Origin of the sequence: Methylobacterium tardum (assembly GCF_023546765.1) — a bacterium.
Lineage (GTDB): Bacteria > Pseudomonadota > Alphaproteobacteria > Rhizobiales > Beijerinckiaceae > Methylobacterium > Methylobacterium tardum.
The window spans coordinates 22,208-38,919 of the sequence record NZ_CP097484.1; the positions used below are offsets into that span (position 1 = coordinate 22,208).

At 68.0% G+C, this 16,712-nt stretch carries 12 protein-coding genes and 1 pseudogene; 2 read left to right on the top strand and 11 right to left on the bottom strand.

The window, feature by feature from the left end; translation table 11 throughout:
- Nucleotides 1–5: 5 nt before the first annotated feature.
- The 10 genes from M6G65_RS00110 to coxB all read right to left on the bottom strand — a co-directional run bounded on the left by M6G65_RS00110 (nucleotide 6) and on the right by coxB (nucleotide 9,393).
- Nucleotides 6–1,259, bottom strand: coding sequence for an SfnB family sulfur acquisition oxidoreductase (locus M6G65_RS00110; protein ID WP_238194462.1), 1,254 nt, complete (start codon nucleotides 1,257–1,259; stop codon nucleotides 6–8).
- 39 nt (nucleotides 1,260–1,298) lie between these two features.
- Entirely contained in the window at nucleotides 1,299–2,414 is a 1,116-nt protein-coding gene (sfnG, locus tag M6G65_RS00115; protein WP_238194463.1) for a dimethylsulfone monooxygenase SfnG, read from the bottom strand.
- A gap of 213 nt (nucleotides 2,415–2,627) precedes the next feature.
- Nucleotides 2,628–3,386 (bottom strand): SURF1 family protein, encoded by a 759-nt coding sequence (locus M6G65_RS00120; RefSeq protein ID WP_238194464.1) that lies wholly within the window; start codon nucleotides 3,384–3,386, stop codon nucleotides 2,628–2,630.
- Nucleotides 3,383–3,757 carry a DUF983 domain-containing protein gene (locus M6G65_RS00125; protein WP_238194465.1) on the bottom strand — a complete coding sequence of 125 codons (375 nt, stop codon included), beginning with the start codon at nucleotides 3,755–3,757 and terminating at the stop codon, nucleotides 3,383–3,385. Before M6G65_RS00125 ends, M6G65_RS00120 begins: the two co-directional genes overlap by 4 nt.
- Before the next feature lie 149 nt (nucleotides 3,758–3,906).
- The gene (locus tag M6G65_RS00130) at nucleotides 3,907–4,770 is read right to left on the bottom strand and encodes a cytochrome c oxidase subunit 3 (RefSeq protein WP_192706853.1); all 864 of its coding nucleotides are present in this window, start codon (nucleotides 4,768–4,770) and stop codon (nucleotides 3,907–3,909) included.
- Nucleotides 4,771–4,926: 156 nt separating this feature from the next.
- Nucleotides 4,927–5,538, bottom strand: a complete 612-nt coding sequence (locus tag M6G65_RS00135; RefSeq protein ID WP_238194466.1) for a cytochrome c oxidase assembly protein — start codon at nucleotides 5,536–5,538, stop codon at nucleotides 4,927–4,929.
- A gap of 10 nt (nucleotides 5,539–5,548) precedes the next feature.
- The gene (locus M6G65_RS00140; RefSeq protein WP_192706855.1) at nucleotides 5,549–5,713 is read right to left on the bottom strand and encodes a hypothetical protein; all 165 of its coding nucleotides are present in this window, start codon (nucleotides 5,711–5,713) and stop codon (nucleotides 5,549–5,551) included.
- Between the two features lie 5 nt (nucleotides 5,714–5,718).
- On the bottom strand, nucleotides 5,719–6,669 hold the full coding sequence (locus tag M6G65_RS00145) for a heme o synthase (RefSeq protein ID WP_238194467.1): 951 nt from the start codon (nucleotides 6,667–6,669) through the stop codon (nucleotides 5,719–5,721).
- A gap of 200 nt (nucleotides 6,670–6,869) precedes the next feature.
- Complete coding sequence (gene ctaD / locus M6G65_RS00150) at nucleotides 6,870–8,498, bottom strand: cytochrome c oxidase subunit I (protein ID WP_250103413.1); 1,629 nt, start codon at nucleotides 8,496–8,498, stop codon at nucleotides 6,870–6,872.
- A 55-nt stretch (nucleotides 8,499–8,553) separates the two neighbouring features.
- Nucleotides 8,554–9,393, bottom strand: a complete 840-nt coding sequence (coxB, locus tag M6G65_RS00155) for a cytochrome c oxidase subunit II (RefSeq protein ID WP_250103414.1) — start codon at nucleotides 9,391–9,393, stop codon at nucleotides 8,554–8,556.
- A gap of 298 nt (nucleotides 9,394–9,691) precedes the next feature.
- Here coxB and fdhD point away from each other — a divergent pair.
- Nucleotides 9,692–10,529: pseudogene (gene fdhD, locus M6G65_RS00160) on the top strand (formate dehydrogenase accessory sulfurtransferase FdhD).
- A 4-nt stretch (nucleotides 10,530–10,533) separates the two neighbouring features.
- Here the strand turns inward: fdhD and M6G65_RS00165 are convergent.
- Complete coding sequence (locus tag M6G65_RS00165; RefSeq protein ID WP_238194470.1) at nucleotides 10,534–11,316, bottom strand: hypothetical protein; 783 nt, start codon at nucleotides 11,314–11,316, stop codon at nucleotides 10,534–10,536.
- Nucleotides 11,317–11,938: 622 nt separating this feature from the next.
- Between M6G65_RS00165 and gltB the strand changes: the two genes are divergently transcribed.
- A complete protein-coding gene (gltB, locus tag M6G65_RS00170) occupies nucleotides 11,939–16,654 on the top strand; it encodes a glutamate synthase large subunit (protein WP_347710471.1) in 4,716 nt (1,571 codons plus the stop codon).
- Nucleotides 16,655–16,712 lie beyond the last annotated feature (58 nt).

The window sequence follows — 16,712 nt, forward strand, 5'->3', positions numbered from 1 at the left end:
CTCCCTCAGCTCCAGGCGTGGAGCGGCGGGTTCACGCCGTTCAGGGCGTGGTTGCCGATGATCGCGTATTTCCACCGCACCGGATCGTGCAGCGTGTGCGTGCGGGCGTTGCGCCAGTGCCGGTCGAGATTCTCGGCGGCCAGCGTCGAGCGGGTGCCGGACAGCTCGAACAGCTTGTTGGCGGCGGCCAGCGCGACCTCGGTGGTCAGCACCTTCGCCTCGGCCGCGGCGAGCTGCGCCGCCGCGACGCTCTCCGCGCTCGGCTGAGCCACCGCCGCATCCAGGGCGAGACCGGCGCGGTCGAGGAGCGCCTCCGCGGCGTGCTGGCGGATGGTCAGGTCGCCGATCGCCTGAATCGTGTAAGGATCGTCGGAGGCGCGCTCCAGCCCGCTGTCGATCCAGGGCCGCGCCTTCTCGCGGACGAACCGGACGGTGTCGTCCAGGGCCTCGCGGCCGATCCCGGCATCGACCGCCGCCTGGATGATCTGAAACACGGCACCATCGGCCTTGGGCGCCTCGTACCCCTTCCACGCCGGGACCAGATGGGTCTTGGGCACACGCACATCCTCGATCAGCACCGTGCCGCTTGCCGTGCCGCGCTGGCCGAAGCTCGACCAGTCGTCAATGACCGTAAGCCCCGGCGCGTCCCGTTCGGCGATGGCGTACCAGGCACGCCCCTGGTCATCGAGGGCGACGATCGGCACGAGATGCGCGAGGAGCGCCCCGGTGGCGTAGAATTTTTGGCCGCGCACCACGACATAGTCGCCGTGGTCGGTGAAGCGGGTTTCGAAATCGGCCGCCCGCTTGGTGCCCCGCTCCGAGAAGGCGTTTCCGAAGCGGGTGCCGCGCAGGACCGCCCCGAACAGGAGCCGCTTCTGCGCCTCGTCCGAGACGGTCCTGATCGCCGCCACGATGCCCAGATGGTTCTGGGCGATCTGCGCGATCGCCGGATCGGCCGCCGCGATGATGGCGATCACAGCCGCGAGCGTCCGGTAGGAGACCTCCGGACCGCCATAGGCGCGCGGCACGTTGATCGACCACAGGCCGCTCTGGGAGAAGGCATCGAGCTCGGCGAGCGGCCGGATCGCATCCCGGTCGCGCTCGGAGGCGCCGGCTCGAAACGCGCCGGCGAGGCGTCGGGCGACGGCCAGCGCCTCGGCATCGTCACGAATCACGTGGGCGGGGGAGGGCGGACGCGCAGGACCAGGTGCCCCCGGGCGCTGCGGTTCGAGCGTGCGCGCATCGACAGCAATGTTCATGGCTCACTCCGACAGACAGGTGGCTTCGATGCGGACCGGTCAGGCCGCCTCGGCGCGCTTCTCGCGCGCGGATTCGAGGGCGCGGACCCGCGGAATGACGTGCTGGCCGAAATACGCCACGTCCTCCTGGAAGTGCAGGAAGGCGAGCAGCGCGAGGTCGGCCCCGGCATCCTTGAGGGCCAGGATCCGCTCGGCGATCTGGTCGGGCGTCCCGATCAGGTTGGTCTTGAAGCCATCGTTGTACTGGACGAGATCCTCGAAGCTGGATTTCGCCCAATTGCCCTCGCCCTCCGGTGAGGCCTTGCCGGCATTCTTCACCTCGTGGCCGAAGGCCTTCACGGCATCCGGATCGGCGTGATCGATGATCTCCTGCAGGACCGCCCGGGCCTCTTCCTCGGTATCGCGCGCGATCACGAAGGCGTTCACGCCGACCCGCGGATGGTTGCCGGTTTCGGCGGCCTTGGCGCGGATGTCGTCCACCTGGGCGCGGATGTTCTCCGGCGTGTTGCCGTTGGTGAAATACCAATCGGACACCCGGGCGGCCATGTCGCGCGCCGCCCGCGACGAGCCGCCCTGAAAGATCTCGGGCAGCGGCTCCAGGGGCTTCGGCTTCAGCGTGTAGTCACTGTAGCGGTAGAAGTCGCCGCGGAAGGTGAAGCTGTCCTGGGTCCAGATCCCGCGCAGGCTGCGGATGAACTCCTCGGAGCGGCGGTAGCGCTCGTCATGGTCGAGCCATGGCTCGCCGATCGCCCGGAACTCGCCCGAGAACCAGCCCGAGACGATGTTGACCGCGATCCGGCCCCCGCTGAGCTGCGAGATCGTGGCGATCTGCTTGGCGGCGAGCGTCGGGTTCCAGGGCCCCGGCAGGATCGCGGCGATCACCTTGAGCTTCGACGTGGCGGCCAGGAGGGCATGGCTGAAGGCCACCGACTCGTGCTGGTACTCCGCGCAGTAGCCGGCCGTGAAGCGGATCTGGGTCAGGCCGTAATCGAACCCGGCCTCCTCGGCGATCTGCGCGAGGCGGCGGTTGTACGCGCCGTCCCAGCTGGTCCGCTGCGGGATCTTGCTGATCACGAGGCCGCCCGACACGTTGGGCACCCAATAGGCGAAGCGGATCGGCTCCCGCGGCGCCTGGTCGACGAAATGGCTGGTCATCCGGCGTAACCTCTGATTGCACGACGTCAGCGCGTCGTGTTCTCTTCGGATGATCGCCGCAAACTGAATACACGATGCAGAAGGCGGTCGATCGCTCAAGAACACGGAAAGTATTCCGTCGCGATCGTCTCAGGTCAAAGGAATGCGCTGCTTTTTTGGCGCGCCAATGGACGACACTTTTCTTTCGGGAGCGGCACCCGACGCGGCTTTGTTCTATGCGGTCCGCGACGCGTCGGCATCGTGCAAACGCCGCCACGCGAAGACCGAGAAGACCGCCACCAGGCAGGCCGCAAGGCCGAACCACGTGAACGCGTATTGCAAGTGGTTGTTGGGCAGATCGACCCGCAGCTGGCCGCCGCGCGGCCACGTGGTCTGGCCGGGGACCGCATCGGCCTCGATCAGGTAGGGCGCCACGTCGGTCAGGCCCCGGGCGGCCGCGATGCCACGGACGTCGCGGTTGAACCACTCGCCGCGCGCCGGGTCCGGCTCCGGTACGAACATCCCGCGCGCCTCGCTGGCGCGGAGGATCCCGGTGACGACCGCCGGCCCCTCCACCAGCCCGTCGCGCCGGTCAGCCTTCGCCTTCAGCTCCGTCGGCACGAAGCCGCGGTTCACCAGAACGGTACCGCCCTCGACGCGCGCGAACGGCGTGAGCACGTAATAGCCCTGCAAGGCCCGGCCCGGGGTCTCTCCCGCGGCGAGGCCGTGGACCAGCGTCTCGCGATCGTTGAGGAAGTGGCCCGAGACGCGGACGTGACGGAATTCGTCACGAGCCTCGTTCCACGTATCCGGTGCCGGCGGCGCGACTGGCTCGGCGCGGCTCTGCTGCAGGATCCGGGCGATCAGATCCTCCTTCCAGGCCTTGCGCTGGAGCTGCCAGGTTCCGAGGCCCAGGAGGATCGCCAGGGCGATCAGGGAGGCTAGCCCCGGCGCGACGAGGTCCCGCCACGCAGCGCAACGCGATCCGGTCACCGCTCGAAGCGTCCCTCTTCGGCCTTGTTGCTGTACTGGAGCGCGATCAGCATGCCCTTGAGCGGCCGGACCAGGATCAGGCTGAGGCCGATCGAGAGCGTGCCAGCCACGAGCGCGTGGACCCAGATCGGCGGCTCGTAGGTGATCTCCATCCAGAGGGCGAGACCGACCACGATCAGGCCGACGATCGACATCACGAAGAAGGCCGGACCGTCCGCCGAATCGAAGCTCGCAAAATCGAGCCCGCACGCCTCGCAGGACGGGCGCAGGGTCAGGTAGCCCTTGAACAGGTGGCCCTCGCCGCAGCGTGGGCAGCGGCCCCGCAAGCCCGTCGGGATCGGGGGCAGCGCCGCATAATGTCGTTGATCCACGTGCACACTCCAGACCAGGCCGGGGATACCGCGATCACGCGGCGTCCGGGCCCTCCACCGCGATATGGGGATTCGCGGCGGCCGGATACGAAAAGGGCGGCCGGAGCCGCCCTTCGCAAAGCCGCCATGCAGCGGCGGGATGGATCGCCTCAGTGGGCGCCGCCGCCGTGGAAGACGCCCGAGCCCCACACGTAGATGGCGGCGAACAGGAACAGCCACACGACATCGACGAAGTGCCAGTACCAAGCGGCGAACTCGAAGCCGAGGTGCTGCCGCGGGGTGAACTGGCCCGCATAGGCGCGGAACAGGCAGACGGCCAGGAAGATGGTGCCGATGATGACGTGGGCACCGTGGAAGCCCGTCGCCATGAAGAAGGTCGACGAGTAGATGCTGCCCGAGAAGCCGAACTCGGCGTGGCTGTACTCGTAGGCCTGGCAGGCCGTGAACAGCACGCCGAGGATGATGGTCAGCCACAGGCCGTACTTCAGCCCCTTCCGGTCGCCGTGGAGCAGGGCGTGGTGCGCCCAGGTGACGGTCGTGCCGGACGTGAGCAGGATCAGCGTGTTGAGAAGCGGCAGATGCCACGGATCGAACGCCTCGATGCCCTTCGGCGGCCAGACGCCGCCGGTGAACTCCACGCGGGAGACCTGGATCGGGTCGGCGGTGTAGAGCGCGGCCTCGAAATAGGCCCAGAACCACGCGACGAAGAACATCACCTCGGAGGCGATGAACATCATCATGCCGTAGCGGTGATGCAGCTGGACGACGCGGGTGTGATCGCCGGAATTGGCCTCGTGCGCCACGTCCTTCCACCACGAGAACATGGTGTAGAGGACGCCGATCGTCCCGGCGCCGAAAATGTACGGGCCCGGGGTCAGGGTGCCGATCTGCAGGCTCTTCATCCAGAAGACGGCGCCGAACGCCATCAGGAAGCCCGAGAAGGCGCCGATCAGCGGCCACGGACTCGGATTCAGGATGTGAAAGTCATGATTCTTGGCGTGCGCCTCGGCCATCGTCCCGTCGCTCCTCACCCTCGCGCCCTGCGCCGTTCCCGGCTTCCGGCCTGTCGCTTGCTCTTGGCAGACTTGTTGGCCGGGCGCGGCACGGACCACACCCAAGCTTGTCCGCACGTGTAGTCGGTGCGGGCCCGTCTTGTCACGGGTCCGCGATCAGAAATCCCGCTTCGTGCCCGAAGAACCGGAATTCGCCACGGCGGCCGTCACCGGCTGACCGTTCTTCGAGGCGAAGTAGGTGTAGGACAGCGTCATCTCCGAGAGATGCGCGGTGTTGGAATCGTCGCGGACCGCCGGATCGACATAGAAGACCACGGGCACGTCCAGAGTCTCGCCCGGCTGCAGCGTCTGCTCGTTGAAGCAGAAGCAGGCGATCTTGACGAAGTAGCCGCCCATTAGACCGGGCTGGACGTTGAACGTGGCCACGCCGGTGGACGGCTTGCTGCCGGTGTTCTGCACCCGGAAGAAGACGGTCTTGGTCTCGCCGAGCTTCGCGTCGATGCTGTTCGCCTCGGGCGCGAACTTCCAGGGCAGCCCCGGCGCGACGTTCGTGTCGAAATGCACGACCATGCTGTCGTCGGTGCGCGCCGCCGATGCCGCGAGCGCCGGTCCCTGGCGCGGCGTGCCGTCATAGCCTGTGGCCTTGCAGAAGGCGTCGTAGAGCGGCACCGACGCGAAGGCGAGGCCGATCATGCCGACCGCGAGCCCGGCGCAAGCGAACGCGGTCCGTGTTGCGCCGCGGGCGGGATCGGGACGGTTTGCGGTCATCGCGACCTCTTCAGAGCGGCCGGCTGAGGATCTGCGGCCCGAGCTTGACGATCGTCAGCACGAAGAACAGCAAGACCCAGGCGCCGAGCGCCAGGGCGATCGCCACCGAGCGCTTCCGGCGGCGTGCCTCTTCGGCGGGGGTCAGCGGGCGATACTGGACGTCGGGCTCGGGCATGGCGATCAGCCCAGGACCGGGCGGAACAGGCCGAAGCTCTGCTCGGCCAGCAGCGCCGAGAACAGCGCGAACAGGTAGAGGATCGAGAAGCCGAACATGCCCATGGCGGCGCGCTTCTCGGCTTCGCCCTCGCGGTTCCGAAGCACGCGGATGCTGAAGGCGACCATGCCGAGGCCGCCAACCACACCGATTACCGCGTAGAGCAGGCCGCCAAAGCCGAGCGCGACCGGCGCGAGCCCGAGCGGCGCCAGGAACAGCGAGTACCACACGATCTGGCGGCGCGTGGAGGCCGGACCGGCGACGTTCGGCATCATCGGGATGCCGGCGCGGGCGTACTCGTCGGCCTTGATCAGCGCCAGCGCCCAGAAATGCGGCGGCGTCCAGATGAAGATGATCGCGAACAGGATCAGCGACTCGATGCCGACCGAGCCGGTGACGACCGCCTGGCCGATCACGGGCGGCAGGGCGCCGGCAGCGCCGCCGATGACGATGTTCTGCGCCGTCGCCCGCTTCAGCCACATCGAGTACACCACCGCGTAGAACACGATGGTGAAGGCCAGCAGCCCCGCGGACAGCCAGTTCGCCGTGAGGCCGAGCACCAGCACGGAGGCCACCGAGAGGAACAGCCCGAAGCCGAGGGCCTCCTCCGGCGTGATCCGGCCCGATGGAATCGGCCGAGTGGCGGTGCGGCTCATGACGGCGTCGATGTCGGCGTCCCACCACATGTTGAGGCAGCCCGACGCACCGGCACCGATCGCGATGGCGAGCAGCGAGATCGCGCCGATTGCCGGCTGCACGTGGCCCTGCGAGACGACCATGCCCACGAGCGCGGTGAAGATCACCAGCACCATCACCCGCGGCTTCAGCAGGGCGAAATAGTCCGGAACGTCGCCGCCGGCCGCCGAGAGGGCGGGGGCCGGGACGTCCGGTCCGATGCTGTTCGTGAGGCTTGTCATCGCGTCTGCCGCTGCTGTGCCGGCGCCCGGCCGCGCGCGTCACGGCCGAGTCGTCTCTCGAAATCGACTTGTTACAAGGGTGGGCGCGCGTTGAGCGCGGCCCGGGCGTATCGCCCTTATCGGTCGCCCTTGCCGGGAGGTCGGGATCCGGCCTCCGGGGAAGGGCGAGGGCCGCCGATGCGGCCCTCGCGGAGGGTTTATCAGTGTGCGCCCGGCTCGTCGACGATGCGGGGCAGCGTCTCGAACTGGTGGAACGGGGGCGGCGAGGGGAGCGTCCACTCCAGGGTCGTCGCACCTTCGCCCCACGGGTTGTCCGCAGCCCGCTCCTTCGAGCGGAAGGCGAGGACCACGCCGATCACGAAGACAAACATGCTGAGGCCGAAGATGTGGCCGCCGTAGGTCGAGACCTTGTGCCACTGGGCGAAGGCGTCCGGATAGTCGGCGTAACGACGCGGCATGCCGGCGAGCCCGAGGAAATGCATCGGGAAGAACAGGACGTTCGCGCCGATGAAGGCCAGCCAGAAGTGCAGCTTGCCGGCCCATTCCGGGATGATGTGGCCGGTCATCTTCGGGAACCAGTAGTAGACACCGGCGAAGATGATGAACACAGCGCCCAGCGACAGGACGTAGTGGAAGTGGGCGACCACGTAGTAGGTGTCGTGCAGGTACTTATCGACGGCCGAGTTGGCCAGCACGACGCCGGTCACGCCGCCGACGGTGAACAGGAAGATGAAGCCGACCGCCCAGTGCATCGCGGCGGTGAAGCGGATGGAGCCGCCCCACATGGTGGCGATCCACGAGAAGATCTTCACGCCGGTCGGCACTGCGATCACCATCGTGGCGAACACGAAGTAGGACTGCGTCTGGAGCGACAGGCCGACCGTGTACATGTGGTGGGCCCACACGACGAAGCCGACGACGCCGATCGCCACCATGGCGTAGGCCATCGCGAGGTAGCCGAACACGGGCTTCCGCGAGAACGTGGCGATGATGTGCGAGACGATGCCGAAGGCCGGCAGGATCATGATGTACACTTCGGGGTGACCGAAGAACCAGAACAGGTGCTGGTACAGGATCGGGTCACCGCCGCCGGCCGGGTCGAAGAAGGTCGTGCCGAAGTTGCGGTCGGTGAGCAGCATCGTGATGGCGCCCGCGAGCACCGGCAGCGACAGCAGCAGCAGGAAGGCAGTGACCAGCTCGGCCCAGGCGAAGAGCGGCATCTTGTGCAGCGTCATGCCCGGGGCGCGCATGTTCAGGATCGTGGTGATGAAGTTGATCGCGCCGAGGATCGAGCCCGCGCCCGAGAGGTGCAGGGCGAAGATCGCGAAGTCGACGGCCGGGCCGGGATGGCCGGCGGTCGAGAGCGGCGGGTAGACGGTCCAGCCGGTGCCGGCGCCGGACGCGCCGGGCGCGCCCTCGACGAACAGCGAGCAGAGCAGGGAGCAGAAGCCCGCCACCGTCAGCCAGAACGAGATGTTGTTCATGCGCGGGAACGCCATGTCGGGCGCGCCGATCATGAGGGGCACGAACCAGTTGCCGAAGCCGCCGATCAGCGCCGGCATCACCATGAAGAACACCATGATGAGGCCGTGGCCCGTGACGAACACGTTGTAGGTCGCGGGATTCGAGAAGTACTGCAGGCCGGGCTGCTCCATCTCCATCCGGATGCCGAAGGAGAGGAAGGCGCCGATCATGCCGGCGCAGAAGGCGAAGAGCAGGTAGAGGGTGCCGATGTCCTTGTGGTTCGCCGACAGGAACCAGCGGGCGAAGAACGACGGCTTATGGTCGTGGACCTCGTGGGCCTCTGCATGGGCTGCGGCTGTAGCCATGGATTCGGGTGCCTTGTGGATCTGATGGGTTCGGTTCGGTCCGGTCAGCCGGGGCTCAGCGCGCCTCGGCGAAGCTCGTGCCGTTGTCGATGCGGGCGTACTTGGTCTTCGCCTCCTTCAGCCAGTCGGCGTAGGCCTGCTCGCTGACCACGCGGACCACGATCGGCATGTAGGCGTGGCGCTGGCCACACAGCTCGGAGCACTGGCCGTGGAAGGTGCCTTCCTTGTCGGCCTTGAACCACATCTGGTTGAGGCGGCCGGGCACGGCGTCGATCTTGAAGCCGAAGGCCGGCATCGCCCAGGAATGCAGCACGTCGGCGGCGGTGACCTGGATCTTCACGATCTTGCCGACCGGGACGACCATCTCGTTGTCGGTCTGCAGCAGGCGGGGCTGCTTGTCCTCGCCGAGGTTGGCGTCAAAGGTGAAGCCGCCGCCGGCCTCGGTCTGCGGGTACTCGTAGGACCAGTACCACGCGTGGCCGATGACCTTGACGATCATGTCGGCCTTCGGATCCGAGAGCTGCGTGCGCAGCAGGCGGAAGGACGGGATCGCCACCGCGACCAAGATCAGCACCGGAACGATGGTCCAGGCGACCTCGATGGCGGTGTTGTGGGTGGTGCGCGACGGCGTCGGGTTCCGCTTCTCGCCGAAGCGGAAGATGCACCACAGGATCAGGCCCAGCACGAACACTGAGATGCCGAGCGACAGCCAGTGCAGGCCGATCTCGAAGCTGAGGATGTCGCGACCGTTCTCGGTCACCTGAACCTGACGGCTCATTTCCCACGGCACGGGCTGACCGAAGCCCGCGGCGTGAGCAAGCGATATCGGGGAGAGCAGGGCGCCGAAGGCGGCGAGGCTCCAGAGTGACCGGTTGATCGTCCGCACCGTCCGCATCTGCCTCTCGTGGCTCCCCTGACAATCTGGCTGACGCCGGACCTTCCCGTCTTGATTGCGTGCGGGATTGTACCGACGTGACGGAGTACCGGTTGTGTCACCCGGCATTATCCGACCGGCGCTTCAGACCACAAGGGCCGACGCGGTGCAACCGCACAAGCGTCGCATCGCGCGCTTTCCAAGCACTTCAAGACCGTGCGTGGCGCGGTCGCACCGGCCGTTTGTGCAATTCGTACCCGGGCCGTTGCATCGCGGAGCGGCCGATGAATACGGTTCACGTCCGCCATCGGAGTTCTGAATGTCGACGGTTGCCGAGAGCCTGCCCACTGAACTGCCCTCCGCGTCGGTGCGCGTTCCGATGCAGGTCCTGGCCTATACGGGCGCGCCGCCGCGCTCCGATACGCGGGCCCTTGCGGTCGAGTCGGCGGTCAACCTGGTCTACGGCAGCGTCCCGCACGCCGTCATGATGGCGACACCCGCCGACCTCGAGGATTTCGCCTACGGCTTCAGCCTGACGGAGGGCATCGCCGAGAGCGCGTCGGAGATCCGGTCCACGCGCGTCGAGGTCGGCGAGGATGGGCTGCGTCTCCATGTCGAACTCGCGCCTGGACGTCTCCGCGAACACCGCGCGCAAACGCGCGATCAGCGGCCGCACCGGCTGCGGTGTCTGCGGGATCGAGGATCTGGCGCAGCTCCCGCAGGCACAGCTGCGGAATGCCCCGGCCGTTCGGGTCACGCTGCCGGCGATTGCCGCCGCGCTCTCGAATCTCGACGCGGCCCAGCTTCTCGGCGCTGAGACACGGGCGGTCCACGCGGCCGCCTGGGCACGGCTCGACGGCTCTTTGGCAGCTGTCCGTGAAGATGTTGGCCGGCACAACGCTCTGGATAAGCTGATCGGCGCCTTGATGCGGTCCGGCACAGAGGTCGATCAGGGCTTCCTGGTGATCACCAGCCGTTGCTCGTTCGAGATGGTCGAGAAGGCGGCCCGCCTCGGCGCGGCCGTCATCGTCGCCATCTCGGCTCCGACCTCGCTGGCGCTCGAACGGGCCCGGGCGAACGGGCTGACGCTCTGCGCCATCGCCCGCGCCGACACGGTCACGGTCTTTACCGGCGCGGAGCGGCTGCTCGTGCCCTAGCGGATCACTGTGCCGCGCCCTGGTCCTTCTCCGCAGTACCGGGAACGACGGTGGCGCCCCCGATCACCCGCACGGGCTTCTTGTCGGCCGGCGGGTCCTTCCAGTCCTGAGCCGGCGGCTTCGAGGTTGCGGCCAGGGTGCTCTCGGAGGTCTTCGCCGCCGGGGTGGGTGCGGGGTTTGGCGGCGGCGCCTTGTCGATGGCCGCCGACTTGGTCTCCGGCTTGGCGTCCGGGCCCGACTCGGTCCTCGCCGCTTCGGCGGGCGCGAGCTTCGGTGCCGGCGCCTCAGGGCTGACTCGGCGGGCTGCCTTTTCCGGCGGGCGGACCGGATTCACCCGGGCGATCTTCCGCGCCGGCGCCGGCCGGCCGACGCTGTCGGGGTTCACACCATCGGGATTCGGCTCAGGACGCATAGCCTCGCCCGCAGGCCGACGCTGAGGCCGCAGAGTTGGGTCATCTTCCGGGGAAAGTGGCCGCGCCACGCGCCGGGGGCCGGCATCCTCCTCGGTCCAACCGAATCCGGGGGCCGGACGCTCGAGCCTCGCATAGGTCTCCGGCGCGCCGAGACGCTGCCGGCCCACAATCGCCCCCATGCCCGGATCGACGAACAGCCGGACCGGCACGCCCGTCGGACTGACCGCATCGACCACGTAGACCCGGCCGTCGAAGCGCGGGCGGCTCACACCCGTGAAGCCGCGGTCGGCGAGGCGCCACGCCACGACCCGCGGGGGCAGGACCTCTTCCTCGAAGGCGAATTGGGCGTTGGCGCTCTGACACAATCCCAGCACGCCTGCGCCCGACAGGAGGGCCGCACAGACCGCCGTCCTTGCGGCGATCCGAAAGCGTGAAGCCGTTCTGAGCTTGATTGTCACTCTGGTGCGTTCCCGTTTTGGAGACCCGGCAGAGTACCCGGTTCCGGCATGGCCCGGACCGGTTGATCCGGACCACGACCATGCCGGCGAGGTCGTTGCCCCGCATGCCGCTTGTGCTCGGCCAGCCGGGTAGAGCGTGCGATTCGGGCGAGATTGCGGAGGCGGAAGAGCAGGGCTGGACCGGCCTTCCGCAGCGATCGGTCCGCTGCGTCTCGCGGTCACTTGCTGAAAACATTTCAATCTGGCAATTTCGCGACTTAGGACAGCAGAACTGTCCCATCGGCCGTGCATCCCGGCCGTCGCCGTCTCGCGCGCGGGCGAGAAATCCGGCAGACGGATACGGGCGCGCCAGCGCACCGCTCCTCGAGCGGTCTGGGTCCTCGATGAACGCAGGGTGGCGGACGTGTCCCGGGAGGGACCGGCCGCATGGCCTGCGACATGAGGTCGGAGCGGCGGGCACCGACGGCTGACGGGCACGAAACGTGCTCGTGAGCCAAAGGTTCGGCGGACGGTGTCGAGGTTGAGGACGAGACGAAGCATGTCACATCGCAGACCCGCTGAAGAGTTTGCTGCTTCCACGGTCCAGGCTGCGGCTCCGCGCGGTGGCGCGATGCCGCTCACGGTGCGCGATCCCGCCCTGCCGAAAGCGCAGGGTGCCTACGACCCGGCGCACGAGCGCGATGCCTGCGGCGTTGGCTTCATCGCCGACATGCACGACCGGCGCTCGCACGCCATCGTCGAACAGGGCTTGAAGATCCTCGAGAACCTCGATCATCGCGGGGCGGTCGGCGCCGATCCCAAGATGGGCGACGGTTGCGGCATCCTCACGCAGATTCCGCACGGGTTCTTCGCCGAGGAGTGCTCGCGCCTCGGCTTCGAGCTTCCGCCGGCCGGCGACTACGCCATCGGCCAGTTCTTCATGCCGAAGGCTGAGGAGCCGCGTGCGATCATTCAGGAGATCGTCGAATCAGCGCTCGCCGCCGAGGGGCTGCCGCTGCTCGGCTGGCGCGACGTGCCGGTCGATCCGGAGGATCTCGGCGAGGCCGTGAAGGCGACCGAGCCGCATCACCGTCAGGTCTTCATTGGCCGTCCGGCCTCGGTTGCCGACCAGGACGCGTTCGAGCGCCGCGTCTACGTCGCCCGCAAGGTGATCTCCAACAAGGTCTACGGCCTCGGCGACCCGCGGGTGAAGGAGTTCTACCCGGTCTCCGTGTCGACCCGGACCATCGTCTACAAGGGCATGGTGCTGGTCACGCAGCTCGGCGGCTACTTCCTCGACCTGAAGGACGACCGCTTCGTCTCTGCGATTGCCCTCGTACACCAGCGCTTCGCCACCAACACCTTCCCGACCTGGCGGCTGTCGCACCCGTACCGGATGGTCGCGCATAACGGCGAGATCAACACGCTGCGCGGGAACGTCAACTGGATGGCGGCCCGCCAGGCGAGCGTCGATTCCGACCTGTTCGGCAACGACATCTCGAAGCTGTGGCCGATCTCCTACGAGGGGCAGTCTGACACCGCCTGCTTCGACAACGCCCTCGAGTTCCTCGTGCAGGGCGGCTACCCGCTCGCCCACGCGATGATGATGCTCATCCCGGAGGCCTGGGCCGGCAATCCGCTGATGAGCGAGGAGCGGCGCGCCTTCTACGAGTACCACGCCGCCCTGATGGAGCCGTGGGACGGTCCTGCCGCCGTGGCGTTCACCGATGGCCGCCAGATCGGCGCGACCCTCGACCGCAACGGTCTGCGGCCGGCCCGCTACATCGTCACCGACGACGGTCTCGTGGTTCTCGCCTCCGAGATGGGGACCCTGCCGATCCCCGACGAGAAGATCGTGCAGTCCTGGCGCCTCCAGCCGGGCCGCATGCTGCTGATCGACCTTCAGAAGGGCCGCATCGTCTCCGACGAGGAGATCAAGGGCGAACTCGCCGCCGCGCACCCCTATGCCGACTGGGTCAAGAACACCCAGATCGTCCTGGAAGAGCTGCGCCCGGTCCAGCCGCGCGAGTCGCGCGGCGATGTCAGCCTGCTCGATCGCCAGCAGGCCTTCGGCTACACGCAGGAAGACCTCAAGCTGCTGATGCAGCCCATGGCCGTCACCGGCCAAGAGGCAGTCGGCTCGATGGGCACGGACACGCCGCTCTCGGCCCTCTCCGAGAAGTCGAAGCTGCTCTACACCTACTTCAAGCAGAACTTCGCGCAGGTCACGAACCCGCCGATCGACCCGATTCGCGAGGAGGCCGTGATGAGCCTGGTCTCGTTCATCGGGCCGCGGCCGAACCTTCTCGACATGGAGGGCGCGTCCCGGCGCAAGCGCCTGGAGGTCCGCCAGCCGATCCTCACCAACGCGGATCTCGAGAAGATCCGCTCGATCGGCCATTTCGAGGACCGGTTCGACACCAAGACCCTCGACATGACCTACCCGGCCGAGACCGGTGCGGCCGCCATGGACGGGGCGCTCGACCGGCTCTGCGACCGTGCCGAGGCGGCGGTGCGCGGTGGCTACAACATCATCGTGCTGACCGACCGGGCGGTCGGGCCGGACCGGATCCCGATCCCGGCGCTGCTGGCCACGGCCTCCGTGCACAATTACCTGATCCGCAAGGGTCTGCGGACCTCGGTCGGCCTCGTGGTCGAGTCGGGCGAGCCGCGCGAGGTGCACCACTTCGCGTGCCTGGCCGGCTACGGCGCCGAGGCGATCAACCCGTATCTCGCCTTCGAGACGCTCCTCCAGATGAAGGATGAGTTCCCGCCGGACCTCACCGACGACGAGATCATCTATCGCTACATCAAGGCGATCGATAAGGGCCTGCTGAAGGTGATGTCCAAGATGGGCATCTCGACCTACCAGTCCTATTGCGGCGCGCAGATTTTCGACGCGGTCGGCCTCAACTCGACCTTCGTGGGCCGCGACTTCTTCGGTACGGCGACGACGATCGAGGGCGTCGGCATGGCGGAGATCGCCGAGGAGACGGCTCGCCGTCACCGCGACGCCTTCGGCGACGCGCCGGTCTACCGGAACGCGCTGGATGTCGGCGGCGAATATGCCTACCGGCTGCGTGGCGAGACCCACACCTGGACGCCCGACACGGTGGCGACGCTGCAGCATGCGGTGCGCCTGAACGTGCCCGAGCGCTACCGGGAATACGCCGCGCTGGTGAACCAGCAGGAGCACCAGCTGAAGACGCTGCGAGGCCTGTTCCGCCTCAAGTCCGCCGCCGAGATCGGTCGCGCGCCGGTTCCGCTCGAGTCGGTCGAGCCGGCCTCCGAGATCGTCAAGCGCTTCGCCACGGGCGCCATGTCGTACGGCTCCATCTCCAAGGAGGCGCACGAGACGCTCGCCATCGCGCTGAACTCGTTCGGCGGCCGCTCGAACTCGGGCGAGGGCGGCGAGGAGGTCGAGCGGTTCAAGCCGCTGCCGGACGGGCGCTCGCGCCGGTCCTCGATCAAGCAGGTCGCCTCCGGCCGCTTCGGCGTCACGACGGAATACCTCGTCAATTCCGACATGATGCAGATCAAGGTCGCGCAGGGTGCCAAGCCCGGCGAGGGCGGCCAGCTGCCCGGCCACAAGGTCGACGCCAAGATCGCCAAGGTCCGCTACGCCACACCGGGCGTCGGCCTGATCTCGCCGCCGCCGCACCACGACATCTACTCGATCGAGGATCTGGCCCAGCTGATCTTCGACCTGAAGAACGTGAACCCGTCGGCGGACGTCTCGGTGAAGCTCGTCTCCGAGGTCGGCGTCGGCACCGTCGCGGCCGGCGTCGCCAAGGCTCGGGCCGACCACATCACGATCTCGGGCTTCGACGGCGGCACCGGCGCGGCGCCGCTGACCTCGCTCAAGCACGCAGGCGGTCCGTGGGAGACGGGGCTCGCCGAAACCCAGCAGACGCTGGTGCTCAACAACCTGCGCGGGCGCGTCGCCCTCCAGGCGGACGGCGGCATCCGCACCGGGCGCGACGTGATCATCGCGGCACTCCTCGGCGCCGATCAGATGGGCTTCTCGACCGCCCCGCTGATCGCGGCCGGCTGCATCATGATGCGCAAGTGCCACCTGAACACCTGCCCGGTGGGCGTCGCCACCCAGGACCCGGTGCTGCGCAAGCGCTTCAAGGGCACGCCCGAGCACGTGGTGAACTACTTCTTCTTCGTGGCCGAGGAGGTGCGGGAGATCCTGGCGTCCCTCGGCTTCACCAAGCTGGAGGAGGCGGTCGGCCGCTCCGACGTGCTCGACAAGGTCGAGGCCATCGCCCACTGGAAGGCGCGCGGGCTCGACTTCACCAAGCTGTTCCACCGGCCGACGGTGGCCGAGGGCACGGCGATCCGCCACGTCGATGTGCAGCACCACCCGATCGACACGGTCCTCGACCGCCGCCTGATCGCCGGGGCCCAGCACGCCATCGAAACCGGCGAGCCGGTGGTCCTCACCGACACGATCCGCAACTCGGACCGGGCGGCGGGCGCGATGCTCTCGGGTGCGGTGGCGAAGGCGCACGGCCATGAAGGCCTGCCCGACGACACGATCGTGGTGAAGCTCGCCGGCACCGCCGGCCAGAGCTTCGGCGCCTGGGTCGCGGCGGGCGTGACCATCGAGCTGACCGGCCACGGCAACGACTATGTCGGCAAGGGCCTGTCGGGCGGCAAGCTGATCATTCGGCCGAGCGATGCGCTGAAATCGCCGCCGGATCGGACCATCATGGTCGGCAACACCGTGCTGTACGGGGCCATCGCCGGCGAGTGCTATGTCCGCGGCGCGGCCGGCGAGCGCTTCGCCGTGCGCAACTCGGGCGCCATCACGGTGGTCGAAGGCATGGGCGACCATGGCTGCGAGTACATGACCGGCGGTGTGGTCGTGTCGATCGGCGAGACCGGCCGCAACTTCGCGGCTGGCATGTCGGGCGGCATCGCCTACGTGCTCGACGAGGACGGCTCATTCTCGGCGCGCTGCAACCTGTCAATGGTCGATCTGGAGCCCGTCGAGGAGGAGGACGACCTGATGCGCCGCTTCCACCAGGACGGCGACCTGGAGACCAAGGGCCGGGTCGACATTCTGGCCGACATGTCGGGCCACGACGAGGAGCGTCTGACGCAGCTCATCACCAATCACCTCAAGTACACGGGCAGCCCGCGGGCGAAGACCATCCTCGACAACTGGTCGGCCTACCGCACCAAGTTCGTGAAGGTGATGCCGGTGGAGTATCGCCGGGCGCTCCGTGAGATGGAGATGGCGCGGATGCCGGTGGCCGCGGAGTAGCCGGCGCACGAGGCCGGGCGGTGCGCCGCCCGGTCCCGCACACACGAGACGAGACGAT